Genomic DNA, 26,515 nt, shown 5'->3' on the forward strand with positions numbered 1-26,515 from the left:
ATCGCGTGTCGCTCTAGCCATCGTCAGTGAGTAATTGAGTTGCAGGAATTCCATTCTCTTGAAGGAAAGACAGCAGTTTCACTAGGTTCTCCACGTTGGCGGCTTTATCCGCGCCAATGATGATCGGCTTTTTATCCGTTGAACCTGTCTCTTCGAGCAAGGCGATCTTGAAATTTTCCCAGTCAATGTATTCTTTTCCGTTGATAGCCCAGTAAGGTTCATGGTCTAAGATATTGACGCTAATCGAATTTTTGTGGACCTCTGAAACGTTTTTTACGTCCGAACTTGGTAGGTCAACTTCGAGTGATTCCAGCTTTACCGAAGCTGTAAGCAGTAGAAAAACCATCACAATAAAAATGATGTCGAGCAGAGGCGTTAAGTCTGGAGTTAGGCTCTGCGTATGGGATGAGTTTGGCGTTTTAATCATGCTTGGCTCACATTACCTACAGAGGCTTGGCTTGCAGACGCATGATTTACATCGCCAGACTGGTTTGTTTGAATAGACATGCCTTCTAGCCATACATTTACGTAATTCAGAGTGTGTTCTAGTTGAGCAAGCACTCGGTCAGCCCAAAGGCCCAATAGTTGTGCACCTGAAATAGCAGGCAGTGCGATCATTAAGCCTGCAGCGGTCGTTCTCATTGCTAATCCAAGGCCGTCTGCTAGATCATTTGGTGTGATGCTGCCTGTAGTCGCGGCAACACCTTTGAACATTTCAATAAGGCCAAGTACCGTGCCCAGCAGCCCAATCAGTGGGCTAATCACGCCGATTAAGCCAAGCAGTCTTAGGCCTGCGTGTAATTGGTGGCGTTTTTCTTGTAGCCAGATCCCCGCAGCATCTTCACGTAACCCTTTTGAGAAAGAGTGGTGAGCAAGCAACATTGACACGCCCTTGTACAACAGCGGTCGCTTACCTGAAATCGACTGAGCAAGCGCTTCAATTTCTTGGCTGTTGGTTGGTGATATTTGGTTGAGCTCGCGGCGAATAGCACGCTTGCCAACACCAATACTGAGCATGACTTGGAAGATTCGCTCAGCGATGATCATTGCCGTGAGTGCTGAACAGATAAGTAGAGGCCAAGTCATTAAGCCAAGTTGATCTTGTAAGTAACTGATTTGTTGCATGATTAATCCAACCTAAAACGAACAGGTATTTGTACACGGTGAGCGATTGCTCGGCCGTTGACAGTGTGAGGTGAGAACTTCCATTGTTTAATGGCTTCTAATGCGGCGTTATCGAGCATCAGTGCGCCTGATGAATTTACTAATGCTTGTTTAACTTGTTTACCTTCAGCGTCTAGCCAGATCTCGTAAGTAGCTACACCCTCAATACCACGACGTCGTGCTTGGCGAGGGTAGTTTGGCGGTGTAGGGCGAGCAGAAAAGGATGGCTTCGTGACCAACACTGGTTCTTGGTTTGAGACGCCTTGGTTTACTTCCTGAGGCTGGTTGGCAGATTCGTCCATATTCTTATCGACTTTCTTGTCGGCTAACTTTTCAGGTTGTGGTGTTGATTCTGTTTTTGGTTTAGGGCGTTCTTTCTTCACGACCTTTTTCTCAGTCACATGTTTCTTTTGAACCGGTTTCTTCTCGACTTTCTTTTCAACGACCTTTTTTTCTACTTTCTTTGGCTGTGGCTTGTTGGTGATCGCCTTTTTCTTAGGTGTTGGTTTAGCTTGCTTGGGTTCAGCGGCTTTTGGCTCCGTTGGTTTAGGCTCAGCCTTTGAAACAGGTTCTTTGATTGGTTCTGGTTCAACGGGCTCAGTGACAGTTTTTTGTTGAGCTTGAGAAGGCATGCTCTTTGGAGTGAAGTTGATCGATACCGTGTTCGATTGGCTACCTGCAGGCATCGCAAATACTTTGGATTCTTGAGCGACAAATAATAGCGCCGCATGAATCACTAACGATGCACCGCCTGCAATAACATATCTAGGAACGTTCACAATCAATCCTTTACCAAATCAAAATTCTGTATCGGATTATTGCTTAGAATCTAAATAAGATCAATTATCAATTGCATTATCATTTGCGTGTATTTATGATTCTCTCAGTTTTTAGCGAATAGTCTTCCAGGCTTTGCTATGTAAGTGTTTAGAGAGATTATATGAGTCTTGATATTTATAAATTTGACGAATCAATCTTGGGTGTTTCTAGCCCTGATCCGCTTCGTTTTGCGTTTGCAAAAAAGCATTCTGCCCACGCCGGAGGAAGTTCAATTCCGGTCGACCCCAGTAAGAAGTTAGAACTCTTTGATGAATTGATGCTGAGTGAAGGGAAAAAACAGGATAAGCGTTGCTTGTATATCCACATTCCTTTCTGTCGGGTGCGCTGTACGTTCTGTAATTTCTTCCAAAATGCCGCAAGCCGTAAATTAGTAGATGAGTATTTCGATGCACTGATGGTCGAGCTAAAGCAGAAAGCCAAAACGCCTTGGGCTCAGTCTGGACTATTTCACGCCGTTTATATTGGTGGCGGAACGCCCACCGATTTATCTCCTCAACAAGTTGAGCAGCTGGGTAAAGCGATTCGTCAATATTTCCCACTAGCAAACGATGTGGAAATGACATTGGAAGGACGCATCAATCGATTTGGCGACGAGATGTTTGATCGTGCGCTTGAAGGTGGCTTCAATCGTTTCTCATTCGGTATTCAAAGTTTCAATACTCAAGTTCGACGTAGTGCTAAGCGCCTAGATGACCGAGAGGTGGTACTGGAACGTATCAGTTCACTGAGTCGTACCGAGCAAGCGCCAATCGTTCTTGATCTGTTATACGGATTACCACATCAATCTATGGAAGTGTTCCAACAAGATTTAGAAGACTACATGTCTACGGGCGCACATGGCATTGACCTCTACCAACTGATTGTTGCGGGCAATGCACCTATGCTTAATCTTGTTGAAAAAGGAAAAATCCCACCACCTGCAAATACGCCAGATAAGGCGAGCATGTATTTGGCAGGTGTGGAGTTCATGGCAAAGCACAAGGTCAAGCAACTGAGCGTAAACCACTGGACTCGTGATAACCGAGAACGCAGCATTTACAACAGCTTAGCGAAAACTTATGCCGAAGTGCTTCCGGTTGGTTGTGGTGCTGGTGGCAACATTGGCGGCCATGGTGTGATGCAACATCGAACTTTAGATAGCTACATGGAGTCTATTAAGCTAGGCCAATTACCTATTGCCATGATGACTAAGCAGAGCGCTTTGGAACCGATGTTCTCAACGTTAAAGGCAGGTTTCGATTCTGGTGTTGTTAGACGAAGTACGCTACCAAGCTTTATGGGACAAGAGACATTCGACTATTTAAAACCGCTGTTCGAACACTGGGAACAGAATGGTTTAGTTGAGCTATCTGAAGACTACCTGACTCTCACAATCGCTGGCAGCTTCTGGGCAGTAAGCCTAGCTCAGAGTGTTATTCAAGTGCTTAACGCTGAGTATCAAGCGATGCACCCAGCGCCGAAAGCATCAGTTTCGGGTGTTCACCCGCATGCAAGCTTGAAGCACGCTTAATATCGAATTTTCATTTTATAACTTACGTAATTACTTGTTTATACGGAAATATATCCAATGACAGATACAACATTAGAAGTAACCGAAACTCTAGAGCAACGTGTCGCGCACATCCTAGAGGAAGAACCAAAACTGCTGCCAACTGCAATTGCAGAGAAGCTTGGCGTTTCAGAGGTTGAGGTAGTCGCTGCTTTTCCAAACGACATGGCAGTGATGCTAGATGGCAGCCGTGCTCAAGAAATCTTGGAAGGCTTAGTGGGTTGGGGACCAGTGACCACGATCGTACACTCATTTGGCTCAATCTTCGAAGTAAAAGCGCCGTTCCCGAAAGGCAAAGTAGCGCGTGGTTACTACAACCTTATGGGCAAAGAGGGCGAGCTTCACGGTCACCTTAAGTTAGACAATATCAAACATATCGGTTTGGTGAGCAAAGCGTTCATGGGTCGTGAAAGCCATTACTTTGGTTTCTTCAGTGAAACGGGTGAGAATATTTTCAAGATTTACCTAGGCCGCAATGAAAAGCGTGAGCTTATTGCTGACCAAGTAGAACGCTTCAAAGCACTAAAAGAACAAGCTTAAGAAAAATCAGCAGCAGTTAATAACACATTCATGCTCGAGGACCACATAGATTAATGGTCATTGTAAATCGCCACTAGGGTCGCTCAACCTCGGGCAAACATAATAAATCTGAGAAAGCGAAGTAAGGAATTACCCATGGAACAGCAAGTAAAACAAGAACGTCTACAAGGTCGCCTAGGTCCAGAAATTAAAGAGTTTCGCCAAGAGCGCCGTACCCTCCAACTGGCAACGGTTGATGAAGAGGGCCGCCCGAACGTGAGTTACGCACCCTTCGTTCAAAACCAAGAAGGTTACTTTGTTCTAATTTCTGATATTGCTCGTCACGCTCGTAACTTGAAAGAGAACCCACAAGTTTCTTTGATGATGATTGAAGATGAAGAGAGCTCAAAGCAGCTTTACGCTCGTAAGCGTTTAACGTTTGATGCACAAGCAAGTGTTGTCGAGCGTGAAACCGAGCTTTGGACTCAAGTGATTGGCCAGATGCAAGAGCGTTTCGGCGAGATCATTGATGGTTTGAGCCAGCTTCAAGATTTCTCTCTGTTCAATCTTAAAGCAGAGAACGGCTTGTTCGTTAAAGGCTTTGGTCAGGCATACCAAGTATCGGGTGACGATCTAGTAGATTTCGTTCACTTGCAAGAAGGCCACAAAAAAGTATCTAACGAGTAACCTCATGTAACTGGTTATTTAAGAAGCCCTCCAATGTGAGGGCTTTTTTACGTCTAAAAATCGTTGTAAACACACTACCGTTGATGTGAGAAAAAGCAGACTAAATCAAAGAGTTTGGTATATTGGCGTCTGATTAATATTTATGTGTAAGGATCGCTACGTGAAACCAGTAAGTCGAGATTGGGACGAGTTTTGTTACCCGTTTATTTATGAAGACAGTCCTATCTGTGATTTTGAGATTCTATCGGATGAGCTTTGCTGCCGAGTTGGATTGGTTCTTTCATTGGAATTAGAACCACAAGTTCGCGAGATCCTGCAACGCCTACAGCCGAACATCTATCATTTAAATGGATCAGTGCGTGGGAAATTAGCGATTACTGAATCCGAACTGGTCGAGCTTAAGCAAGATTACCACCATATCCGTGAGCAGCTAGAAGGTGGCTTCAAAGGGTTTGTATTACCTGGTGGAAATCGAGTATCGAGCGAGCTTCATTTGTGTCGTTGCCAGGCTAAGAAAGTGGTGCGAGCTTTGGTGAGCATTGAGCACCATGAAAGCAAAAAGTCACCGGATCCGATTCTTTTTAAATACGCTAACTTAGTCGCGAACACACTGTATGCATTGGCGTCTTTCACTAATCATGTCAATGAAGTAGAGGAAGTGGAATTCGTGAGTAAGAGCTATTCTATGCCCAAAAGCTCTACGCCGAAAAAGAGTGGCTAGCGATTAGCTCTATACTTATTGATATTTGAAGAAATAAGAGACTTAGAAGCTAAACCATTGAGCATGATGCTGGTTTAGCTTTGTGAAGAGCCCTAAGCAGCCGTAGAGGCGTCGTTTAAGACTTTTGCTCCGCGTAGCATTGCTTCGATTAACTCACCCGCATTGAACTTCTCAAGCGCTTCGTGAGCACCTACCTGATTCGCACGATCAACACAGATCTCACTCGATAGCGAGGTGTGCAAAATACAGTAAGCATGGCTCAATGCACTGTCGTTTTGTACTTCAAATGCAAGTTCGTACCCATCCAATCCCGGCATTTCAATGTCACTGACAAGAAGGTCAATCGCTTTACCCACGCTAGCTTGGCGTCGCATTAGGTCAATCGCATCCAAACCGTTATTACAGATGCTATAAGGAATGTTGATGCTGTCGAGAGCGTCAGATAGCTGCTTACGCGCAATCAAAGAGTCATCCACCAATAAGATGTTTAGTGCCTTGAGGCGCTCCCTTTCTACATCGGTCAGCATTGGAATATGCGCGTTCTCGTAATCTGGGTAGATCTTAGAGAGCAGTAGTTCGACATCGAGCATTTGCACGATACGATCTTCAAAACGAGTAATGCCCGTCACAAATACATTACGACCGACACTCGCAGGTGGTGATTCAATACTCTTCCAATCACATTCAATTATTTTATCGATTGAGCGAACTAAGAATGCTACGACCGTTCTTAAGCAGTCGGTCACGATGAGTACACAATCATTGTATTCAGCGGGAGTGATTGGGCGAAAGCCAATCGCTGCAGACATATCAATCACTGGAACCGTAAGGTCGCGAATGGTCACGGTGCCAATCACATGGTGGTGAGAGTAGGGAATTTGGGTCATCGGTTGAAAAGGCACGATTTCCCTGACTTTAAGCGTGCCAATCGCAAAACTTTGAGTGAGGGACAATTTGAACATCAACATTCCCTGTGACTGACTCGCTTTACTGATCGGTTTGGCCATAATTGGCTCCTATTTACTACACCCTTAATTTATAAAGAATAATTTAAAGGGAAATAGCAGTCGCGGCAAGTAACTCTACTGTTTTTAGGGGCTTTAAGGCGGTTGTTTTCGGTTATAGAGTGAAGAATGGTGTTTCTTGGGTTAAAATCACGCTAAATACTCGCTGTCGACGAATGCAAGTCGGCAAGCAGACAGCAACAAACTGAGAGTTATCATGGCAAGAACAGCAGCAGCGCTTCATATTTTGGTGAAGCACAAAGAACAAGCAGAAGACATCATCAAGCAGCTAAAAAAGGGCGCTAAATTTCAAACATTAGCGAAGAAGCACTCAACGTGCCCATCGGGCAAAAAGGGCGGCGATTTAGGCGAGTTCCAAAAAGGTCAAATGGTGCCTCAGTTTGATAAGGTTTGTTTTTCTGGCGAGACGCTGGTCCCACATCTTGTTAAAACGAAATTCGGCTGGCACGTGGTTAAGGTTCTTTATAGAACCTAGTGTAAGATATGTGTTAGATGGAATAGAAAGGAGCGTATATACGCTCCTTTTTTGTAACTTATCAGTGAATAATGGCTGAGTATTCATCCCAGACGTTATGCGATAATTGTTGCTACGCCCTCAACTATCCGCCGTGACTAATCGGCAGGAGGATGAGGGTTTTTAATGAGTAACTCATATAATAAACACCATTCTTGAGGAAATTTAAGCAGCTTTGCCTTTTAGCCTTTGCCTTATCTAGAAAGTTGTAAACGAGTTTGGTAGGAGAACAACATGGAGAGTTCAGCTATGTTAAGCAACCCAGCGACAGATGTTATTTTGCATGCCTTTGACTGGTGCTACGCTGACGTAATGAAGAACGCCCCACTGATCCAAGAGTTGGGTTATAAATCAGTTTTAGTTTCACCAGCGATGAAGTCGTTGCGCGGCCCTAAGGGCGCCGATAGAGCGTCTGGCACTCAATGGTGGCAACGTTATCAGCCACAAGATTATCGTGTGATTGATAATCAGTTGGGTGACACACAAGATTTTAAAGCGATGGTAGACACGTTAAAGCAACATGGGCTGCGTACCTATGTGGACGTGGTGTTCAACCACATGGCAAACGAGTCTGACATCCGCAGTGATCTGACCTATCCAAATGAACAAGATATGGCGTCTTACCAAAAAGACCCAGAATACTATGAATCTATCCGTTTGTTTGGTGATCTTTCTGAGTCGTTATTTAATGAAAATGACTTCGTAGAAGCGTTTGGAATCAAAAACTGGAAAGACACATGGGAAGTGCAGAATGGACGTATTACTGGCGGAGCCAGCGATCCGGGCTTACCAACCCTGTTAGACAACGACAATGTGGTTGAACAGCAGCGAGCTTACCTAAAAGCTATGAAAGCGATTGGTGTGAAAGGTTTCCGCATTGATGCTGCAAAGCACATGACACTGTCACACTTGCGCAAAGTGTGGACGGATGATATCTGCGAAGAAATGCACATCTTTGGTGAGATCATCACCGATGGTGGCGCGACAGAGGAAGAGTACCAACTGTTTCTTGAGCCCTACCTAAAGCACACTCGTTTAGGAGCTTACGATTTCCCACTGTTCAATACTATCTTCAAAGCCTTTGAAGAGCAGGGCAGTTTTAAATCTTTGATTAACCCGTACTGTTTTGGGCAAGCTTTGTCGAACATGAGAGCGATAACCTTTGCAGTAACCCATGACATTCCAAACAACGAGGTGTTTTTGGAGCATGTAATGGATGAAGTGGACGAGCGTTTGGCTCATGCCTTCATTCTTGGTCGAGATGGCGGTGTACCACTGGTTTACAGTGAATTAAGCACAAGTGGTATCCTGGATCAGAATGGTCAGCCTCGTTGGCTCAATGATTGGCAAGCGCCTTACATGAAAAGCATGATTCAATTCCACAATCATGTTCATGGTGAAGCGATGCGTGTGGTTGAAGCAAATGATGACTTAATGGTGTTTGTTCGTGGAGACAAAGGCATTGTTGTGATCAACAAGTCGAAGCGCAGCAAAACGGCTTCGCTGACTTGGACTGGGCCTGTAACGGATTTATTGTCCGGTGATGTGATTGAGTGTGTTGATAACACCGTTACGATCAAGGTTGAACCTAATCAATGCATGATGTTGATAACCAACTAATCTGAGCCTCATAAAGATCAATAGATCAGCCAGAAGATGAAAAGACCAAAAGAAAGGCCCGCATACTCGAGTGAGTAGCGGGCCTTTTTAATTTGAAGCTAAGAAACTAGTTCCTAGCAGTCAAAAGTAACTACACCGTAAACTTATTCAATAGCTCGTCTTGCTGGCGAACATTGTCGGTTTGTACTTGCATCGCGGTATTCGCTTCTTGAGCAGCAGTCGACACTTGTGTTGAAAGGTCTTTGATCTTAACTGTGTTGTTGTTGATCTCTTCCGCTACTAAGCTCTGCTCTTCTGCTGCTGAAGCAATTTGAATGTTCATATCAGAGATACGCTGAATCGCGTCACGGATACGGTCCAGTGAAGAGTTTGCTTGCTGAGCACGTTCAACGGCATCAGTGGCAGTATCTTTACTTTGATTCATCGCGTTAGATACTGAGCTAGCACCGGCTTGTAGCTGTTCAATCATGTTGCGGATTTCAGTTGTCGACTCTTGAGTACGCTGCGCTAGAGTTCGAACTTCATCGGCTACGACTGCGAAACCACGACCAGACTCACCCGCACGTGCTGCTTCAATTGCCGCGTTCAGTGCCAGTAGATTGGTTTGGTCAGCAATATCGTTGATAACTTTAAGAATTGTCTCGATGTTAGCTGTTGCTGATTCTAGAACTTGTACTTCAGCGACTGCTTGGTCGATACGCTCAGATAGGTTATCAATCGCTTGAGTAGTTTCACTTACTACAGAAGTACCGTCTAGTGTTGCGTCGTCGGCTTCACGAGCTGCTGCCGCTGCGCCTTGAGCATTGTTGGCTACTTCTGTTGCCGTTACTGCCATTTCGTTCATTGCGGTCGCTAGCTGTTCTAGCTCTTGCAGTTGCGTGTTCATCGCGCTTGCTGATTCTCCAGCACCTTTTACTGTGATTTCAGTACCACGTTTAATCTCCACACCAATCGCTTTCGATTGAATGATTTGATTTTGTAGGTTTTCAGTAAAGGTATTGAAGCCTTTCGCTAGGTCAGAGAACTCTTTATCTGTATTGGTATCTAGACGCTTAGTTAGGTCACCTTGGCCACTAGCCACGTCTTGAATCGCTTGGTTAAGAGCATCGAGTGGACGCATTAGCACACGAATCAGAACCGTGAGTGCAACGATACTAAGAATCACAGCGATCAAAGAATAGATCATTGAGCTGTTTTTCAAGTCTTCGACCGTTTGGTAAGCGATCTCTTCATCAAGGATGGCACCAATGTACCAATCTTCACTTGGGATATGAGTGAAGTTAACTAGGAACATCTTACCGTCGACTTCGATCTCTTGAGAGCCTTCGCGAATGGTTGCTTGTGGCATGTAGCTTGAAAGCTTTTCGCCGTTATTCTCAGCGTTTGGATGGGCAATCGTTGTGCCATCAGCAGTCACAAGGAATAGGTAACCGGCATCGAATAAGTTTACTTGGTTAACCAAGGTTGCCAGGTTTGTAAGCTCCAAATCGTAGAACATACCTGCTGTGAAGCGTCCGTTATCTTTAACTGGTGTACCAACCGAAATAATTACTTTTTTGCTTGATGCGTCCACATAAGGAGCGGTAACAACTAAACTGTTTTGGGATTTAGCATCAATATACCAAGGGCGAATTCGAGGGTCGTAATCCGGACCTGCTTCCCAACCGTCATCATTCTCGATAACGAAACCGTTTGCTTCATAACCAAAACCAACCGCTAGAAAGCTGTTTTTCAGTTTTGGTTTTTCTAGAATAGTTTTAACGTAGGTGCGGTCTTGAGGGTTTATCTCGATGACTTCAGTCGTCGATTGCGCCAATGCTTTTTTGGCGTTCATTTCTGATACTACGGTGTTTTTTACACCAGATACCATTTCTTCTAGGCTCGCATTAACGTTGTTTTGTACAGCACTTCTCACAGTGTAAAGTTGTTGTATTGAAAGCAATGATACTGTCACTAGCAGCAAGGCTGATGATGCAGCAACCACCTTATGGCTAAATTTCATTGAATTTTCCCCTTCTCACAGGCTTTGCGAAGACTAAAGTTAATTGTGTTTTTGTATTTATATGTATCGACAGGATGGAAATTTACTTGAATGTAAATTCACAAAATAGACTACAAAAATACAACAATCTAAACAATACAAAATTCACTAAATCACATATTTGTTACTTTTAGTAATTGCTTCAATGAGTTGAAGAATAAGCAAACTGGGTGTTTAAGATGAAATTAAAAATGTATTAATTTTGCACTTATGCGTTTGGTTTTCTATATACGGTAGGCATTTTAGATAAAAGATATGAACTTAAATGATATGCCATTTTTAAACATAAATGGGTTTGAATTTATAATTTGCCCATATTTTGGACAATAAAAAGCCCCACAAAAGTGAGGCTTTATAATTCGGGTTGCTTACTTTATTATATAAGTAGTATCTAATTTAGAATATTAAATGAGCAACGCCTGCAATAACTGGAAGTGTAATTAATGTACGCAGAATAAAGATAATAAACAGTTCTGCGATATTGACAGGAATCTTACTACCTAGAAGTAGAGCACCAACTTCAGACATGTAAATCAACTGAGTTACCGACATTGCTGCAATTACAAAGCGAGTCATTTCGTTATCGATAGACGCTGCAAGGATCGCTGGGATGAACATGTCTGCAAAACCAACCACGATGGTTTCTGATGCTGCAACCGCTTCAGGAACGCCTAATAGCTCAAGGAACGGAATGAAAGGTTGACCTAAGAATGAGAATACAGAAGTGTACTCTGCAATGACCAACGCCATTGTACCAAGACCCATAACCACAGGTAGTACACCAAATACCATGTCCACTGCGTTACGAACGCCTTCGCTAAATACAGACTTAACTGATTTAACTTGTGATGCTTTGTTTACTGCTAGCTCAAGGCCCCAAGAGAACGTTGAGTGACCTACAGGGATTGCATCTGCATCTTTCTCTGGCTTGCTGCCATCGATGAAAGTGTCTTTCTTCATGCTCAAAGGTGGTAGGCGAGGGATGATTACCGCCGCAACGATACCCGCTAGACAGATTGCTGCATAGAAAGGTAAGAACAGGTGCTCTAGCTCTACTTGAGCAATAACCACAAGACTGAACGTGATAGATACCGCTGAGAAAGTCGTACCTACAACCGCAGCTTCACGCTGTGTGTAGAACTTCTTCTCGTACTGTTTGCTTGTCAGCAGGATACCAACGCTGCCATCACCTAACCAAGAAGCCATACAGTCGATAGCACTACGACCTGGCAGGTTGAAGATAGGGCGCATGACTTTACTTAGTAGTGTGCCGAACAGTTCTAATAAACCAAAGTTAAGTAGAAGAGGCAGTAACAGGCCAGCAAAAATGAACACTGAAAATAGTGTAGGCAGCAGGCCTTCTAGCACTAAGCCGCCGGTGTTCTCTTCCCAAATAAACTCAGGACCTACTTGGAAGAACGCCATGAACGCTGCTGCACCGCCAATCAAACGAACCAACAACCACAGGGGAGAAGGGTTGAAAAGACCGTTTAAGAATGAATTCGATGTGATGAATGTAGGCTTGAAAATGGTGCTTAAAACGGAAGCTACAGACATGAAAGCGACGATTGCAGTGATAATTGAGACTAGGTATTCACCGAAAACTGCTTGAATTGACTTGGCTAGGATAGCAACAGGGATAGTGAGATCGCCTTGGTAGCTAATTGGAGCCATGAAAAGGAATAAACCAATCAATGATGGGATTAGGAAAACCCAGAAACTGCCTTTAGATTTCTCTGTTTGAGCAGTATTCGTGTTGTTAGACATGTTATTGTTCTCGAATTTCTACACGTAAAAAAGCCACTTCCTTGGCATTTTTATTCACTAAACGTCCGTGTTTTCTTAATGGATGCAAGATTACCCAGTATTAATATTGCTTGCAATACTATTCATCAAATATCGCTAAATATTCATGCTGGTTATTCTGCTAACCATTAAGAGTTTAGAATAAAGTGTTGCGGATGTTACGTAATTTGAGGATATATTGCCAGTTTTTTATAAATTCACTGATGTATCAGTTCGATAGGACAGGTAGAGCCAGTAGCTAAACGCAATAAAAAAGGCAAAAGAGGCAGGGAAAGCCAGAGCGAGAATTTCAAAGCGCTGGAATAAGCAAGCACCCGTTAAGCCGCCAAATAGAAAACCCATGACGATGAACATCAGCAGTTTGGCTTTACGGCGGTCAAAGGGCATACCTTTGAGGCGCGCGCCAATCATGATACCAAGATCCGTGATGATCCCACTCATGTGTGTGGTACGGATAATGGCGCCACTGTAGGTAGTGATCATTGCGTTCTGCAGGCCACATGCCGCGGAAGCAAAGTACTGACCGGATGTGTAGCCTTGTAGCAGTGCCCATAATGCTAAAAATAGTAGGCCACCCTCAATGCACAGAGCAACGCCGTATCGACGACCTAATTTTAGAGCCTGGTTTTCAATGAAAAAACCACTGAAAGCAGCGCCTAGCATAAAGCTCATGATGACGAGTAATAGATGTACTGAAGCAGAGGTTGGAGTGAGCAAGCTACTCCCCAATAAAGAGACCGTACCTGAAATGTGCGAAATAGCTTGGTGTTGAAAGCCAAGTAGTCCGATAGCATTCACGCTGCCAGCAAGGGCTGCTAGTAGGAGAGCCCCGTATTCAACCCAACGTGGTAGCTTAGAAATCATGTTGTTCACCTTGGGTTGAAAAAGAGGGGCAAATTATAACGCTAGCGAAAAGATACGCTAGCGCTGTGGGGCTTGGATATTTGATCTTAGGCAACACTATTGCAGTTAGTTTCTTTGCAAATGTAATCGCAATATTGGGCAGATGAAAGCTACTAATTATAGTGGCTCATTTGATGGTCAAATTTGACCCAACCGTGTTTACGTTCTTCGTAGACAGAAAAGCTCGGTAACGGAAAGTCTTGTTCTTTAAACAATCCAAGCGGGATGATGTAAAAGTCAGCGGCAGCAACGGATTGGAGCAGCATAGTAGTGCCACATTTAGGGCAGAATTGATAAGTAACTTCATTGCCAGTATCGCTTATGCGTGAAAAAGAGGTTACCTCTCCACTCAAGGAAATTTGCTCTGTTAGAAATCGAGCTTGTACACCAAAAACACTGCCGGTTCGTTTTTGACACTCATAGCAGTGGCAGACAGAGGTTCGTTGAGGCTCTCCTCTACACACGAGATTGACCGCACCGCAGCGACATTCGCAACTTCTGATATTTTTATCTTTACTATGATTGATATCCATCCGTGCTCCAGTTCTGATTAGCCCTGTATTGATAATTATACTAAAGCCCTTTATGGTCTGCACAACAGGATGAAAACAAAAGAATAAAATTGCTCATGAAAAAGAAAATCTTACCAATTCCCCTGATCTTACTGATTCCAATTGTGATGTTGGTTGTCGTGGTGGTGGCGGGCGTATACCGCTTCAGTTTAACTGATGAAGAGATCTTGGCGAAGTTCCCTTCTTCTCAAGTGAGTTATGACACGGTTGTTGAAACCGTGTTTGATTTGAAGACGACCAACCCATGGACAATCAAAGTACCTGAAACGAACGCTTACGCCTTTATTAATGAAGTCAATGAAGCTAAGTCGTTGGCCTCTGGTCGCTACGACTCGGGCGTGGAGCGAGGTGTGGTGACGGTAGATACTCAAAAGTTGTTGGGTGTTGAATTGGGAGATACCAACATTTTCGTTGCGCCAATGTGGGTATCTAACCAAGGCAGCGGGGTCTTCTATTACTTAGGTTTATTTAAGCATGATCAACAGCGTAGCCGCGTGGTATTGGTTGACCAACTTTTCCTTGGTGATCGCGTACAAATTCAAACTTTAGAGGTTGCTCAGCCGGACGTCACTCAAGCAAAAGGTAAACAAAACGGGGAAGGTTTTATCGGTTTTACTCAGCATTCTGCGGAACAATCTTTTGTAGAAGCCCCATCTGAAAAGGTGTTAATGAGTTTTTCTTTTGATACGCAATCAATTGGTAAGCAATAACGTTTTCGTTAATGTGAGGATCTGTTGTTTATGTGAGCCAAATTACATATTATCTTAGGTAGATGAATGAAATTTAGACACTCATAGCTTTGTGTCTGCTTACTTTACAAATGGAGCTTGCGAATGATTAATAAACGTTTTTTTAAAACGAAAGATGAAGTGGAAGTGACTTTTGAGCTAGAGGCTCAAGAAGCGAATTCTGTATCCATCGTTGCTGATTTTCTTGATTGGAAAGCAACACCAATGAAAAAGTTGGCGAAGGGGAAGGTTTACAAATTCAAAACTCGCCTGCCTAAAGATGGCGAGTTTCAATTCCGCTACCTTGTTGACGACCAGCAATGGGTAAACGATGCTAATGCCGATCGTTACATCCCAAATGAGTTTGGTGAAGACAACTGTTTAGTGTCGACGGTGAGTGCTTAATCGCTCATTTTTGAAATTAGTATTTTTACCAAACGTTGGTTGGTAGAGTCGCCGAAGTGCACTAGGCTATTCGCTGGAACCATCAACGAATTCGCTCCGGTTATTAATTAATCGAAACGGAATAACGTAAATCAATATAAAGCAGAAGCTAGCCGTTTCTGCTTTTTTATTTTCAAATTTAGCGGTTAATTTTATTTTAAGATAAGCACGGTTTCAGTCACGGCAACTCAATGACTTAGCGATACTGAGCAAGATTCGCGTCATATTATGACAATGCATTGATGATTTATGCGTTTGAAAAGCATATCCTATGCCTTTATGTCGTAGAAAGACCTGTTTACCGTGTATTCAAAAATATTTTCCTCTCCGTTTGCTGAGCTTTCACCTGTAAAAAAAGTTGCGATTTTAGGACTGCCACTTATTGCAGCAATTGGTGTTGCTTTGCAATCGTCACAATCGAATCTAACCAAAACGATCGATTTAAATTTACCTGACTCAACTGTGATTGAGTCTATCTTGTCATCTTCTCCTGTTGTGGTTATTGAACCGCCAACGTTTGAGTATCAAATTCAAACTGGTGACAACTTAAGTAGCATTTTCACTCAGCTTGGTTTCTCTTACAAATCGATGATGAGTGTGATGGAAACCGACTTAAACTTCCTTGCACTCGACACGCTTCGCCCTGGTAATACGTTACGTTTTTGGCGTGATGAAGCGACTGGCGATCTTTCTAAAATGGAACTTCAATTCAGCGTTGCCGACAAGGTAGTTTATCGTCTGCTTGAAGATAGCTCTTATGAATTTGAAGACATCTCGATTCCTGGTGAGTGGAAGCAAAAACCTTTAGTGGGTGACATTCAAGGCAGCTTCTCTGTTTCGGCAAACAAACTTGGCTTGAATAGCCTTGAGATCGACCACATTGTTACGCTGCTAAAAGATAAGCTGAACTTTAGCCGCGACCTACGTGCTGGCGACAAGTTTGAAGTGCTGCAGAAAGCACAGTTTGTCGATGGTGTTGCCACTGGCAAGCGCGAAATTGAAGCGATTAAGATCATCAACAAGAACCGCGTTGTTTCTGCGTACTTACATACTGATGGGCAGTACTACGATGCAAGCGGTGATAGCTTGCAACGTGCTTTCCAGCGTTATCCGGTAAGCAGCAGCTGGCGTCAAAGCTCTCAATTCAACCCTAAGCGTTTGCACCCTGTGACAGGCCGAATTTCACCTCACAACGGTACTGACTTCGCAACGCCGATTGGTACGCCAGTTCAGGCAACCGGTGACGGCAAAGTGATCATGACGCGTAAACACCCTTATGCAGGTAACTACGTAGTGATTCAACACGGTAGTACGTATAAAACGCGTTACCTGCACTTAAGCAAGATTCTAGTTCGTAAAGGCCAAACAGTTTCTCGTGGCCAACGTATCGGGTTATCAGGGAAAACGGGTCGAGTTACTGGCGCACACCTTCATTACGAACTGATTGAACGTGGTCGTCCTGTCGATGCGATGAAAGCGAATATTCCAATGGCAGACTCTGTGCCGAAAAAGGAAAAATCAACGTTTATCGCGGCGAGAGACGAAGCGGATGCCTTGCTACAGCAAGAATTAGAAGCGCAATCAAACAAGAGTTAATGAATGACGTTTAGTCGTCATTAGTAAGTTTTTTAAGACCACACTATTGAAATAGCCGCGATATTGAGCCTAATTTTGAATTATAAGGCTATGTATCGCGGCTTTTTTGTTCTCAAGGCTAGGGGCTTTTTCTACGCTAGGTATGCTCAAGCGAGTGGCTCAGAATGTGTCACGTAGCTGACAATCGCTTCTGGTCTCATTGGTGGAGAGTAGAGATATCCTTGGATCTTGTCGCACCCCATTGCGTGCAACTTTTCTAACTGTTCCCGTTTCTCAACACCCTCAGCCACGAGTGACACATCCAGTCGATGCGCCAGTTGGACAATCAACCAAACGACGCTCTCCGAGGTGGAGTTAGTCAGCAAATTGCGAATAAAAGTAGCATCAATCTTAATGCAGTCGATCGGATAGCTGTGAATGTAGTTCAGACTGGAGTAGCCAGTACCGAAATCGTCCAAAGCGATAGTAAAACCTTGCTCTCTGAGGTAGTTAAGTGCGGCTTTTGTCTCTTGTGTCGGTGATAGCAATACGGTCTCGGTTAGCTCGATAACAAACTCGTTTGCTGCAAAGTGATGTTGCTCAATGGTTCGAGTAAGGTAAGAGATATAACGTTTAGAGTCGGTAAGCTCGTGGGCAGAGCAGTTTATCCCGAGCTTGATTTTATAGCCTAGCCCTTGCTCTAACGTTTTCTTTGCACGGCACACTAACTCGATGATGCGTTCACCCAATTCAACAATCAATCCAGACTCTTCTGCTACTTGAATAAACTCCACTGGAGAAATATCGCCATGCTGAGCGGTTTTCCAGCGTGTCAGCACCTCAAAGTATTCCCAACGTTTTTCCCCCTGGCCGACGATAGGCTGGGCAACCACGTACATGCCATTGCCATCTGGCGTTAGGTTATTGGAAATAGGGTTTTCAAGTTCACTTCGCAGTGCGGCAATGAGCTCCGCCTTTCTTTGGTAGCGAAACCTTAGATGGGTGTCATAACATTGAATATGGGTATCGGGGCTTTGTTTACACTCTTTTAAAGCTAAGCTGGTGTTGAAGATGATCTGCTCGACATCCTTGTTGTCTCCTTCTGAGCGGGCAATACCAATACTGACCTCAAAGTCGATCTTGATGTCGACGCTTGAGTAGCCGTGTTTGATTTTCGCTAGTATTTGCTCACAAATGGCGATTGGGTCTGAGTGGTAGGTGATGAAAGCAAACTCGTTGCCTGCGGTACGAAATGTAAGGTTGTTCTCAGGTAAGGTGCGGCGCAACGTCTCAGCAACGAACTGTAGCACTTTGTCACCAATATAGTTTCCGTGCTGGTCGTTGATAGCTTTAAAGCTGTTGATATCGAGTAAGGCAACAGAAAAGGGCGTCACGCTTTGCTGAGTGATTGACTCTAGCGTATCTGACAAGCAGCTACGGTTGAGTAAGCCTGTTAAGCTGTCGTGCGAGACTTCATAGCTAAGTTGATTCACCAGTTGCTCAGAACGGTCGTTGAACCACATCTCCCTTAATGTATGGATAATGATGTCAGCGAATAGCTGATGATGTTTGATGACCTCTTGTTGCTGAGTTGGACTAAGTGGTGACGTGAAAGTTGAAAATAGTACGCCCATCACTTCACCACTCTGAGTACGAGTCGGGATCGCGATAGAGTTTTGTGAAGTGATCTCCTGCCGAAAGGCCGATGTAGGTAGAGATTGAACAACATATTGAGCAAACGAACAGTCCGGGTGTTTTTGATTAACAGCCTGCTGGTAGATATGTCCGTGACGTGCATTTATCTTATCGTGTAAAACATGATCAGAGTGCGCGATGACGAGAGGAACGATTTGGTCTGGAAAGTACTTCTTCTCAATGATGCTGGTGTACTGCGTATCAAAGGTTTGGTGTAAGGTGAGCACAGCAGACTCAAGAAGGTCGACACCTTCCAACTTCAATAAGCGACCAATGCGCTCTGTGTTTATTATGCCGTTCTGTGTATGTTGAGTCATAGTCACCATCCATAGTTAACCAGAATCACCGCGTACAATTGTGATATGTGTCTTGTTTATTATTGTCCTCGATGCATATTTTTTCAAATTTATTTGTGATTAGATTCACAAAATCTGAGTGCTACGTTCTTTGTCTAGCCTATCTTTAAGGTGATCCAAAAACAGTTTGGTTCGTGTATGCGAGTAATCAAGCTTAGGGTAGTAAGCGTAAACCATCACCTCATCAGCGGTGATATTTGGCAATACTGGAACTAATGTCCCTTGTTTTAGATCTTCTTTGATCATGGCTTTGATGGTCAATAACACGCCCATGCCTCGCTTGGCCGCGTGAAATAGAGCCTCAGGGTTGGTTGTCGCAAAGTTTCCATTCAATGTAATTCTTTGCCCTTTCGTTAAGGTAACCTCACGAGTAGGGCGCTCACCCCAAATCAGCGAATTGTGTTGTTCCAAATCTTGTTCACAGCTTGGGTAGCCGTGTTTCGCCAAGTAACTCGGAGCGGCATAGAAACCGGCTTTGTGCTCGAACAAAGGTGTCTTTTTAAAGCTTAACGAGTTGAGTTGTTCAAGTTCGCGACTTATCACCAGATCTAAGCCAAGTTCAGGCAATTGTCCCGAGGTTGTGGTGATGAGCTGGACTTTAATATCCGGGTACTTTTCTAGGAAGTCGTCCATATGCTGGACCAAAAATTTAGAGCCAACTGCGATGGTCGCCCCAATTTTTAATAGGCCAGCAGGGGTTTGGTTAACTGAGCGAGTCTCATCAATGATCGACTGCCAGTTATCGAGCTGATCTTTGGCTCGTTGGTAAAAGAGTGCGCCTGCTTCGGTTTGGCTAATCGAGCGAGTCGTCCGTTTTAGCAGCTGAGTCCCGATACGCTCTTCAAGCCAGTTTACTCTTTTACTGATTGCTGAGCTGGTGGTATTGAGCTTGCGGGCAGCACCGTTAAAACTGCCTTCTTCCACCACTTTTACATAACTTTTTACGTTAAGTATCCAATCCATATTCTTTCCTGTTGGGACTTAATCAAATTCCAATTTGGTTCATTATCAATTGCTGGCTCTGAATGTAAACTCATCTTTGAACAAATAACAAACGTAAAGGAAATTTTTTGAGCCAATCGATCTTTAAAAAAACACCATTACTGTTGGCAATGATGATCATTGCTACTGGGCAAGTGGGTGTCAGTATTTACCTGCCATCACTGCCGCTGATTGCTGCTGACTTAAGTGTCACTCAAGTTGATGTACAGCTGCTCGTCACACTATTTTTAGTGGGCTTTGGTTTATCTCAACTATTTTACGGACCGATGTCTGATGCAGTTGGACGAAGACCTATCTTCTTGTTAGGTCAGGGTGTTTATTTGATTGGTACTGTTGTTTGTGTCGTCTTTTCTGACAACATGACAGCACTAGAAGTAGGCCGTTTGTTACAAGGCTTAGGGGCAGGTAGTGCCTCGGTGCTCGGGCGTAGCGTCCTCCGCGATAGTTATGATGGCGCTCAGCTTACTAAAGCGTTGTCTTATATTTCGATTACCGCTTCAATCATGCCGATCATAGCGCCTGTGTTCGGTGGCTGGATATCATTCCACCTTGGCTGGGAAGCGGTGTTCTTGTTTGTTTTACTCTATCTACTTGCGATATTCACTTTGGGCTATTTTGTTCTTCACGAGACGCTGCCCTACGGTAAGAGTCGCTTCCAAGTGAGCCAAGTCGTTAAGAACTACGGAAGTTTGATAACCAATCGACAAGTGTTAAGTAGCGCTAGTTACAACTGGATGAGTTACATGGCGAGTTTGGTATCGTTATCCTTGTTCCCATTCTTAATGCAGGAGCAATTAGGATTGACAGCTGCGGAATACGGCTCATTAATGATTGTGCCTTCGGCGGGCTTGCTGATTGGCAGTGTGGCATTGAATGTTCTGAATCGTCGCTTTAGTACGCCTCAATTAATGAGCTTTGCAATCTTGATCATTTTGGCGTCTGGGGCTTGGTTGCTGACACATGAATTAACCATCTTTAACTTAGTATGGGCGTTTACTTGGCTGACCATTGCACAGGGCATCTCATTCCCCCTTTCTATTAGTATGTTGTTGGAACCACATAAGAAACAAGCGGGTGCGGTATCTGCATTATCTGGGTCTATTCAAATGTGCTTAGCGGGTTTGTTAGGCGGGTACTTGGTTGAGAGTTGGGTAACGACTCATCTACAACTTGGTGTGTTTTACCTGGTGATCGGCGCGGGTATGGGCTCGGTGTTGTGGTCTTCAACACGAATGAAAAAGAAGCTTAGCGATACCGAAGTCGAATACAGTTAGTTTCCTGTGTTGATGTTTGTGTATACGACCTTTAAGACGTTGTATTTGGATAGATGGTTTTCTACAATACTGGCGTCCATTTAATAGGTAATAAAACATGCAGCAAAATGAATTTGAAGTACTGGTAAAAGCTATCTGCGCACTAGATGGCCTGCCACAGGCACTTGAGCTATTAAAATCCAATGAGGATACTGAAGTCGCTGAGGCTGCCGCATCACTGACTGGTCAATTTGCGCTAGCTGAAGTGGAAGGCGAAAAGCGCATTTATCACGTGACACTTCAAGAAAACGAACAAGGCGAAGAGCAAGAGTACATCGAGCATGTGATGAACGAAGGCGATGACTTGATCAAATTTGCCGCTTGGTTCTTTGAAACAATGTTCGAACTAAAGCAAAAAGAGACTTATCAAATTGCTGGTAAAACTTACCGACAGCCAAAGCGTAGCTAAACGTTCGTTGTCGCTAACAGCCATAGCGATAGTTTGAAACGGCTGTTGTAAAGCAAAACATTCATAAAGAGCAGCTCACTTGAGCTGCTTTTTTTGTGAATATCTCAAGCCGCTCTTACGCATAAAAGGTGTGTTGTAATAAAAATAGGTGACTTGCAATAAAGTGTGATTTGGATCTTGTTTTTGAGCGTTTTCAGTGTAGAATCCGCGCACAAGAAAGTTGATTATGTGCGGAGATAAGCATGAACTACGAACTAGGCCACGCATACCTTGGTCAAATGGCAGCAAAAAACATGATGCACGAAGCAATGTACGGTAAGTCAAAGCCGAAAAAAGCATCATTCATCAAGCGAATGATGAAGAAAATGGCTAAGTAAGCATTTTTCAAAACGGAATTTTAAAAGGCCTTAAACTCTTTGAAGTTTAAGGCCTTTTTCGTATGCGCGATAGGTGTTCTTATCGCTTTGTTCTATTGTGGATGGACAAAAAAACATTAATGGGCGACTGAAATATTCTAAGAAAGATCAGCCTGCTGATTGATTGGATAAATCGACGACGTTATTTGGAATGCTGTCTAAACCATTTTCTTTCATCCATGCTTCCAAGTTATCAGCCCCGCCGATGTACTTACCATCAAGCCAGATCTGAGGCACGGTCACTGGCGTTTTTTCACCAATATGTGCCTTTACCTCTGGAATCATTCGATACAGAGCAGCACTGTCTTTAACCACGTCATGGTAGGTATACTCGACACCTGCTTCATCTAGCATCTTTTTAGCTTTTACGCAGTAAGGGCAGGTCGCTTTGCCGTAAACAATGTTGCCTTTTAGGCTGTCTCGTTTCGTCCACTCTTGGATTACCGATTGGACGAGTACACCACGGTTGAGCGCTTCACCTTGGCTTACTACCTTGCCTTCCACAACTAAGATAGGAGCATGCCAAGCCCCAAGTTTTAGAGGCTCCCACCAGTGAGACAACCAATCTTTCACTTCTAGTTCGACGTCGACATCTGCCAGTTCATTCTCAAAGGTGTCTTTCAGAATGTCTTTGGTAAGGGTACATTCTCCACATGGGATGTTTACTTTAAATGGACCCCAGCTGCCTGCCCAACGGTATAGTGTAATCTTGATTGGTTTCTTCATGGTTACGACCTCGCTTCAAATTCTCTTATCAATATAGAACGGACAGCAGAACTATTTATTTCAAACCTTCTAAATTTTCTTCGTTTTAGCTGGTTTTTTTGTTTCCCAGTGGGTAATGAAGGCGACAGACGCAATAATGATTGCCGCACCTAACCATAGACGACCTGGCGGTACCCAACTGAAAACTAGCCATCCAGCAAGCACATTTAGAGGTAATTTTGCATGGTCAAAGGGTTGGACAAAGGATGCATCAGCCACTGAGTAAGCTTTTACAATGGCCCATTGTGCGAGGGCGGTTAAAACACCAATGACGGCTAAAATACCCCATATGGTAACGCCACTCGGTGTTTGCCAGTCTGGTATGGCTAACATGATGTTGAATGGTGTAATCAACAACAGTAGATAGACCACCATAGTTGACGGACTATCTTGTGATGACAGCTTCTTTACCATCAGCGAGTAGCACGCCCAGAAGAATGCAGCGCCAACTGGCAATAAGGTTGCCCAGCTAAAGTCTTCCGCCCACGGTTCTAGAATGATCATTGCACCAATGAAGCCTGCCAAGGTTGCACCCCAACGCGCAGCTCCGACTTTCTCTTTCAAGAATAATCCTGAGCCTATTGTCGCAAACAAGGGTGACGTCATGAGAAGGGCAATACCTTGCCAAATCGGCACTGGGTAAGCGAGCGCCCATATCCAAAGCTGGATTCCAATGACTGACAAAAAGACACGGAACACGTGCAGTTTGAGGTTGTCGGTCTTGAGTGCACGGCGAATGCCTAGTGTTTTCAAGTAGGGAAGAATGGCTAATAAAGCGATGGCGTATTGAATGACAGCAACGGTAGTAGAAGTCAGTCCGAAATGAATGCTAGCAATTTGAGTCAGGCTGTTAATTACGGCAAAGGCTAAACCTGCAGTAAGCATCCAGCTAGCGCCTTGGATCGGATGGTGTTGTGACATGATGTTTCTAATTATTTGATGTGGTTTGCCTATGATACGGATTTAGCACCACTTAACCAGAAAAAAGCATTGATGAAGTTGGTCAGAATATTCGAATATGAAAAAAGGTTGAGCAATTGCCCAACCTTTTTAGCGTCTACCTAAAGTAAATTTAGATTAGAAGTCGTAGCGAACACCTAGGCGAAGCGTATCTTCACCTTCAGTTGTTAGTCCTGTAGTTACGTTTTTCACTTCATCTAAGCCATTGATGTAGTAAGAAAGGTATGTACGGAAGTTGCTGTTTAGTTTGTAGTAGCCAACAAGCTCGATACCATCTACAGAGTCGGCTGTAGAACCGTTTGCCGCTTCATTTTCTTGGTATGTGTATACTGCTGCAGCAGAAACTTGCTTAGTGATTTTATATTGTGCTGCGAATTCCATTGCAGTGAATGACTCAGCGATAGGGCCAACGGCTTTATCGTTTAAGTCACCCGTTGAGTAAGTTGCTGCTAGGTAAAGGTTATCTAGTGAATATGCTAGGCCAGCAAGGATTTGGTTTGCGCTTCCGTTACCTGCACCTAGATCCTGACCAGAGTATGCAAGACCAAGGTCTAGACCGATTGGCAATGAATAAACACCAGAGATGCCGTAACCATCAGTGTCTTTTTCACTATTTGCTTGGTAAGTTGCTTCTAACTGAAGGGCATCAAAGCCACCGCGGTATGCAAATACGCTATCTTCTTTATCTGAAGCTGCATCGATTACTTGCTGAACACCTGAGAACTCAGTGATATCTGTAAAGTCAGATACAATGACTGAAGCCATGTCTTGGCGGCCTACTGAAACTGCTTGTCCATCGAAATCCACACCAGCGTACATGTAACGGTTATCAAACTCGCTATCGCCAGTGCTTTGCTCTGCTTCGTAGAAACCGAATGCAGTAACCGTATCGGTAAGTTCTGTTTTACCGCCAAGGTTTAAACGGAAACGAGTTTTATCTTCCATTGTACCTTCAACTTCAGCACCACCTGAACCAATGAAGTCACCACGGAATTCCGCACGACCACCAATCTTAAGCTCAGTACCGTCAGAGCTGTAAACGGTACCTGCTAGAGATGAACCTGAAACTAGTGCTGCTACCACTGCAGAAGCTAGAACTGCCTTTTTCATAATCACTTACCTTGTATTTTAAAATCCGTGAGCGAAGTGCTCTCCGTTTCGATATGAAGCTAATTTAGAGCAGCTAAATTAAGCTTTCATTTCTATAAAATTACATTTCAGTGAATAGGGGACTTTTTTAAGTGTTGATTTTATTGCACTTTTGTTTCAACTGGTTGAGTGATTAGTGAATAGTTATCCAAATAGAGTAATTGGAGAGTGGTAACCGGGGCGGTCTCAATCTGAAAGATAAATTGAGGAAGTGGGAAGGGAGAGCAAACGAGTAGCGTCTCTTTGGCTGATTAACTGCTTGTACTGGTTACGATATCCTCTATGATGCAAAAACTGGCAACAGAATAGATTTTGTTCAAAAGCATGGAGAAGTTGGATGAGAACAGAGTACTTAGGCGATGTTTTACAAGGTAGGCAGGTTGTTGGCTCTTTGAATGTTGAGGACTTGCCGATTGGAGAGCATCAGTTTTGGTTTCAAGTCACTAGCGATGGATTAGGACAACCAAAAAATATGCCGGTCTCTGTTTTTAAAGGTAGCCAAGATGGACCTAAGTTGATGATCACCGCTGGTATCCATGGTGATGAACTCAATGGTGTGCTGGCTGCACAGCAAATTATCCGAGACTTAGTGGGGAAAGAGCTAAAAGGAACCGTGACTGTTGTACCAACGGTGAATCTGTCAGGTTTACTGAATCATAGCCGAGACTTCATCTCTTCGGACCCAGGTTCTTGCCCTGCCAACCTTAATCGACTTTTCCCCGGAGACCCACATGGCTTGGCAGCCGAGCGCTTTGTTGCTTCTTTATGGGAGCGTTTACTCAAGCACAATGCTACTTTCGCCGTCGACCTACATACCCAAACTCGTGGTGCGGTATACCCGCTATATGTATTTGCGGATTACAGAATTGACCAATGTTTAGAGATGGCGAGACTGATGCAGCCAGACTGCGTGCTCAATGATCCCGGCGATCCCGGCATTCTTGAAACGGTCTGGAATCGAAGTGGAATTCCAAGTATTACGGTTGAAGTAGGGATGGGTAAGTTTACTCAGCCCGATATGATTCAAAGAGCGGTTGACGGCGTATTTAATATGCTCTCTTACTATGACATGTTTGAATCTGATCAAGCCTGTGACCAGATAAACAAGCAGTTACCTGGCATGGATTGGGTTGAAGGCAACAACGTGGTGTCGATTCGTGCTGATATTGGTGGATTTGTGCTGCCTCAAGTTGAACTTCTACAAAGTGTAGATAAGGATGACTTGTTGGCTGTTCAATATGATGCGTTTGGTAATGAGTGCCGTCGTTATCACGCGCCATCTGCTGGACGTGTCCTTAGCTATAACGTGGACGCGCTGAGAGAACCAGGTGCGCTTGTCTGTCGTTTATTGAGTTAGCTCCTATCGACTTTCACCTTTAGGCACTTGCTCTATCACCTTTGAAACACCTAAAAAAAGACCGAGCCAAGCTCGGTCAAAGGACAGTTGTCTCGAGTTAACACGTCTTCGCACTCTTCGACAAAACTGCTTTTAGGCTAACGAGAATAGATTAAGAATCCATTGCGAGACGGTGACACTTAGAGTGTTTTTCTATTTCAAAATGATGACCTTACAGTCATGACCTCTAACCGCTGCGATCAAATACTGATAAACAAAAAAGCCTACTGTGAGTTAAACAATGAAGTGACCCCGTAAAGTTGGACATTTCTGTTAAGCGGCTTTCAAGGCCTGAGTTCGATATTCTATCGGAGTCAGGCCTTTTAGTTTCACTTTTATACGTTTG

General features: G+C 43.9%; 26 protein-coding genes. 13 read left to right on the forward strand and 13 right to left on the reverse strand.

The window, feature by feature from the left end:
* Positions 1–13: 13 nt before the first annotated feature.
* Genes F0228_RS06990 through F0228_RS07000 form a run of 3 tightly spaced genes read right to left on the reverse strand, consistent with a single transcriptional unit; the run spans position 14 to position 1,943 of the window.
* Positions 14–427, reverse strand: a complete 414-nt coding sequence (locus F0228_RS06990; protein WP_061032212.1) for a biopolymer transporter ExbD — start codon at positions 425–427, stop codon at positions 14–16.
* Positions 424–1,125, reverse strand: a complete 702-nt coding sequence (locus F0228_RS06995) for a MotA/TolQ/ExbB proton channel family protein (protein WP_061032213.1) — start codon at positions 1,123–1,125, stop codon at positions 424–426. Before F0228_RS06995 ends, F0228_RS06990 begins: the two co-directional genes overlap by 4 nt.
* A gap of 2 nt (positions 1,126–1,127) precedes the next feature.
* Positions 1,128–1,943, reverse strand: coding sequence for an energy transducer TonB (locus tag F0228_RS07000; protein WP_105058412.1), 816 nt, complete (start codon positions 1,941–1,943; stop codon positions 1,128–1,130).
* 161 nt (positions 1,944–2,104) lie between these two features.
* Between F0228_RS07000 and hutW the strand changes: the two genes are divergently transcribed.
* The 4 genes from hutW to F0228_RS07020 all read left to right on the forward strand — a co-directional run bounded on the left by hutW (position 2,105) and on the right by F0228_RS07020 (position 5,480).
* Entirely contained in the window at positions 2,105–3,514 is a 1,410-nt protein-coding gene (gene hutW / locus F0228_RS07005) for a heme anaerobic degradation radical SAM methyltransferase ChuW/HutW (RefSeq protein ID WP_061032215.1), read from the forward strand.
* Between the two features lie 57 nt (positions 3,515–3,571).
* Positions 3,572–4,093 (forward strand): heme utilization cystosolic carrier protein HutX, encoded by a 522-nt coding sequence (hutX, locus tag F0228_RS07010; RefSeq protein WP_061032216.1) that lies wholly within the window; start codon positions 3,572–3,574, stop codon positions 4,091–4,093.
* A gap of 135 nt (positions 4,094–4,228) precedes the next feature.
* The gene (gene hutZ, locus F0228_RS07015) at positions 4,229–4,759 is read left to right on the forward strand and encodes a heme utilization protein HutZ (protein ID WP_102295703.1); all 531 of its coding nucleotides are present in this window, start codon (positions 4,229–4,231) and stop codon (positions 4,757–4,759) included.
* A gap of 160 nt (positions 4,760–4,919) precedes the next feature.
* The gene (locus tag F0228_RS07020; RefSeq protein WP_171730539.1) at positions 4,920–5,480 is read left to right on the forward strand and encodes an ATP:cob(I)alamin adenosyltransferase; all 561 of its coding nucleotides are present in this window, start codon (positions 4,920–4,922) and stop codon (positions 5,478–5,480) included.
* 92 nt (positions 5,481–5,572) lie between these two features.
* On the opposite strand, the gene F0228_RS07025 is transcribed toward F0228_RS07020, so the two are convergent.
* A complete protein-coding gene (locus tag F0228_RS07025) occupies positions 5,573–6,487 on the reverse strand; it encodes a chemotaxis protein (RefSeq protein ID WP_017630084.1) in 915 nt (304 codons plus the stop codon).
* Between the two features lie 163 nt (positions 6,488–6,650).
* Between F0228_RS07025 and ppiC the strand changes: the two genes are divergently transcribed.
* Positions 6,651–6,980, forward strand: a complete 330-nt coding sequence (gene ppiC / locus F0228_RS07030) for a peptidylprolyl isomerase PpiC (RefSeq protein ID WP_081090320.1) — start codon at positions 6,651–6,653, stop codon at positions 6,978–6,980.
* A gap of 273 nt (positions 6,981–7,253) precedes the next feature.
* Positions 7,254–8,639, forward strand: a complete 1,386-nt coding sequence (locus F0228_RS07035) for an alpha-amylase family glycosyl hydrolase (RefSeq protein WP_061032219.1) — start codon at positions 7,254–7,256, stop codon at positions 8,637–8,639.
* A gap of 130 nt (positions 8,640–8,769) precedes the next feature.
* On the opposite strand, the gene F0228_RS07040 is transcribed toward F0228_RS07035, so the two are convergent.
* The 4 genes from F0228_RS07040 to F0228_RS07055 form a co-directional block, all read right to left on the reverse strand.
* A complete protein-coding gene (locus F0228_RS07040) occupies positions 8,770–10,641 on the reverse strand; it encodes a methyl-accepting chemotaxis protein (protein ID WP_061032220.1) in 1,872 nt (623 codons plus the stop codon).
* A gap of 435 nt (positions 10,642–11,076) precedes the next feature.
* The gene (locus F0228_RS07045) at positions 11,077–12,447 is read right to left on the reverse strand and encodes a YjiH family protein (RefSeq protein WP_105058409.1); all 1,371 of its coding nucleotides are present in this window, start codon (positions 12,445–12,447) and stop codon (positions 11,077–11,079) included.
* Positions 12,448–12,675: 228 nt separating this feature from the next.
* On the reverse strand, positions 12,676–13,350 hold the full coding sequence (locus tag F0228_RS07050) for a YoaK family protein (protein WP_061032221.1): 675 nt from the start codon (positions 13,348–13,350) through the stop codon (positions 12,676–12,678).
* Positions 13,351–13,502: 152 nt separating this feature from the next.
* On the reverse strand, positions 13,503–13,985 hold the full coding sequence (locus F0228_RS07055; RefSeq protein WP_171730540.1) for a GFA family protein: 483 nt from the start codon (positions 13,983–13,985) through the stop codon (positions 13,503–13,505).
* A 32-nt stretch (positions 13,986–14,017) separates the two neighbouring features.
* On the opposite strand from F0228_RS07055, the gene F0228_RS07060 reads away from it, so the two are divergent.
* The 3 genes from F0228_RS07060 to F0228_RS07070 all read left to right on the forward strand — a co-directional run bounded on the left by F0228_RS07060 (position 14,018) and on the right by F0228_RS07070 (position 16,729).
* Positions 14,018–14,671, forward strand: coding sequence for a hypothetical protein (locus F0228_RS07060; protein WP_061032222.1), 654 nt, complete (start codon positions 14,018–14,020; stop codon positions 14,669–14,671).
* Positions 14,672–14,794: 123 nt separating this feature from the next.
* Positions 14,795–15,094 (forward strand): isoamylase early set domain-containing protein, encoded by a 300-nt coding sequence (locus F0228_RS07065; protein ID WP_004737771.1) that lies wholly within the window; start codon positions 14,795–14,797, stop codon positions 15,092–15,094.
* 342 nt (positions 15,095–15,436) lie between these two features.
* Complete coding sequence (locus tag F0228_RS07070; RefSeq protein WP_061032223.1) at positions 15,437–16,729, forward strand: peptidoglycan DD-metalloendopeptidase family protein; 1,293 nt, start codon at positions 15,437–15,439, stop codon at positions 16,727–16,729.
* Between the two features lie 146 nt (positions 16,730–16,875).
* Here the strand turns inward: F0228_RS07070 and F0228_RS07075 are convergent, their stop codons facing one another.
* Both F0228_RS07075 and F0228_RS07080 read right to left on the reverse strand, forming a co-directional pair.
* Positions 16,876–18,720 carry a bifunctional diguanylate cyclase/phosphodiesterase gene (locus tag F0228_RS07075; protein WP_061032224.1) on the reverse strand — a complete coding sequence of 615 codons (1,845 nt, stop codon included), beginning with the start codon at positions 18,718–18,720 and terminating at the stop codon, positions 16,876–16,878.
* A gap of 105 nt (positions 18,721–18,825) precedes the next feature.
* Positions 18,826–19,722, reverse strand: a complete 897-nt coding sequence (locus F0228_RS07080) for a LysR family transcriptional regulator (RefSeq protein ID WP_004737774.1) — start codon at positions 19,720–19,722, stop codon at positions 18,826–18,828.
* Between the two features lie 107 nt (positions 19,723–19,829).
* Between F0228_RS07080 and F0228_RS07085 the strand changes: the two genes are divergently transcribed.
* The 3 genes from F0228_RS07085 to F0228_RS25940 all read left to right on the forward strand — a co-directional run bounded on the left by F0228_RS07085 (position 19,830) and on the right by F0228_RS25940 (position 21,860).
* Positions 19,830–21,035 carry a multidrug effflux MFS transporter gene (locus F0228_RS07085; protein WP_061032225.1) on the forward strand — a complete coding sequence of 402 codons (1,206 nt, stop codon included), beginning with the start codon at positions 19,830–19,832 and terminating at the stop codon, positions 21,033–21,035.
* A 97-nt stretch (positions 21,036–21,132) separates the two neighbouring features.
* Entirely contained in the window at positions 21,133–21,483 is a 351-nt protein-coding gene (locus F0228_RS07090; RefSeq protein WP_004737776.1) for a hypothetical protein, read from the forward strand.
* A gap of 242 nt (positions 21,484–21,725) precedes the next feature.
* A complete protein-coding gene (locus F0228_RS25940; protein ID WP_004737777.1) occupies positions 21,726–21,860 on the forward strand; it encodes a hypothetical protein in 135 nt (44 codons plus the stop codon).
* Positions 21,861–22,007: 147 nt separating this feature from the next.
* Here F0228_RS25940 and F0228_RS07095 read toward each other — a convergent pair whose 3' ends face one another.
* The 3 genes from F0228_RS07095 to F0228_RS07105 form a co-directional block, all read right to left on the reverse strand.
* Positions 22,008–22,625, reverse strand: coding sequence for a glutaredoxin (locus F0228_RS07095; RefSeq protein WP_061032226.1), 618 nt, complete (start codon positions 22,623–22,625; stop codon positions 22,008–22,010).
* Between the two features lie 69 nt (positions 22,626–22,694).
* Positions 22,695–23,585 (reverse strand): DMT family transporter, encoded by an 891-nt coding sequence (locus F0228_RS07100; RefSeq protein WP_171730541.1) that lies wholly within the window; start codon positions 23,583–23,585, stop codon positions 22,695–22,697.
* 156 nt (positions 23,586–23,741) lie between these two features.
* Positions 23,742–24,734: a porin gene (locus tag F0228_RS07105; RefSeq protein WP_171730542.1), complete on the reverse strand. Its 993-nt coding sequence runs from the start codon at positions 24,732–24,734 to the stop codon at positions 23,742–23,744.
* 376 nt (positions 24,735–25,110) lie between these two features.
* Between F0228_RS07105 and F0228_RS07110 the strand changes: the two genes are divergently transcribed.
* The gene (locus tag F0228_RS07110) at positions 25,111–26,130 is read left to right on the forward strand and encodes a succinylglutamate desuccinylase/aspartoacylase family protein (protein WP_061032228.1); all 1,020 of its coding nucleotides are present in this window, start codon (positions 25,111–25,113) and stop codon (positions 26,128–26,130) included.
* Positions 26,131–26,515 lie beyond the last annotated feature (385 nt).

The sequence above is a fragment of the Vibrio sp. 99K-1 genome, assembly GCF_013114585.1.
Lineage (GTDB): Bacteria > Pseudomonadota > Gammaproteobacteria > Enterobacterales > Vibrionaceae > Vibrio > Vibrio chagasii_B.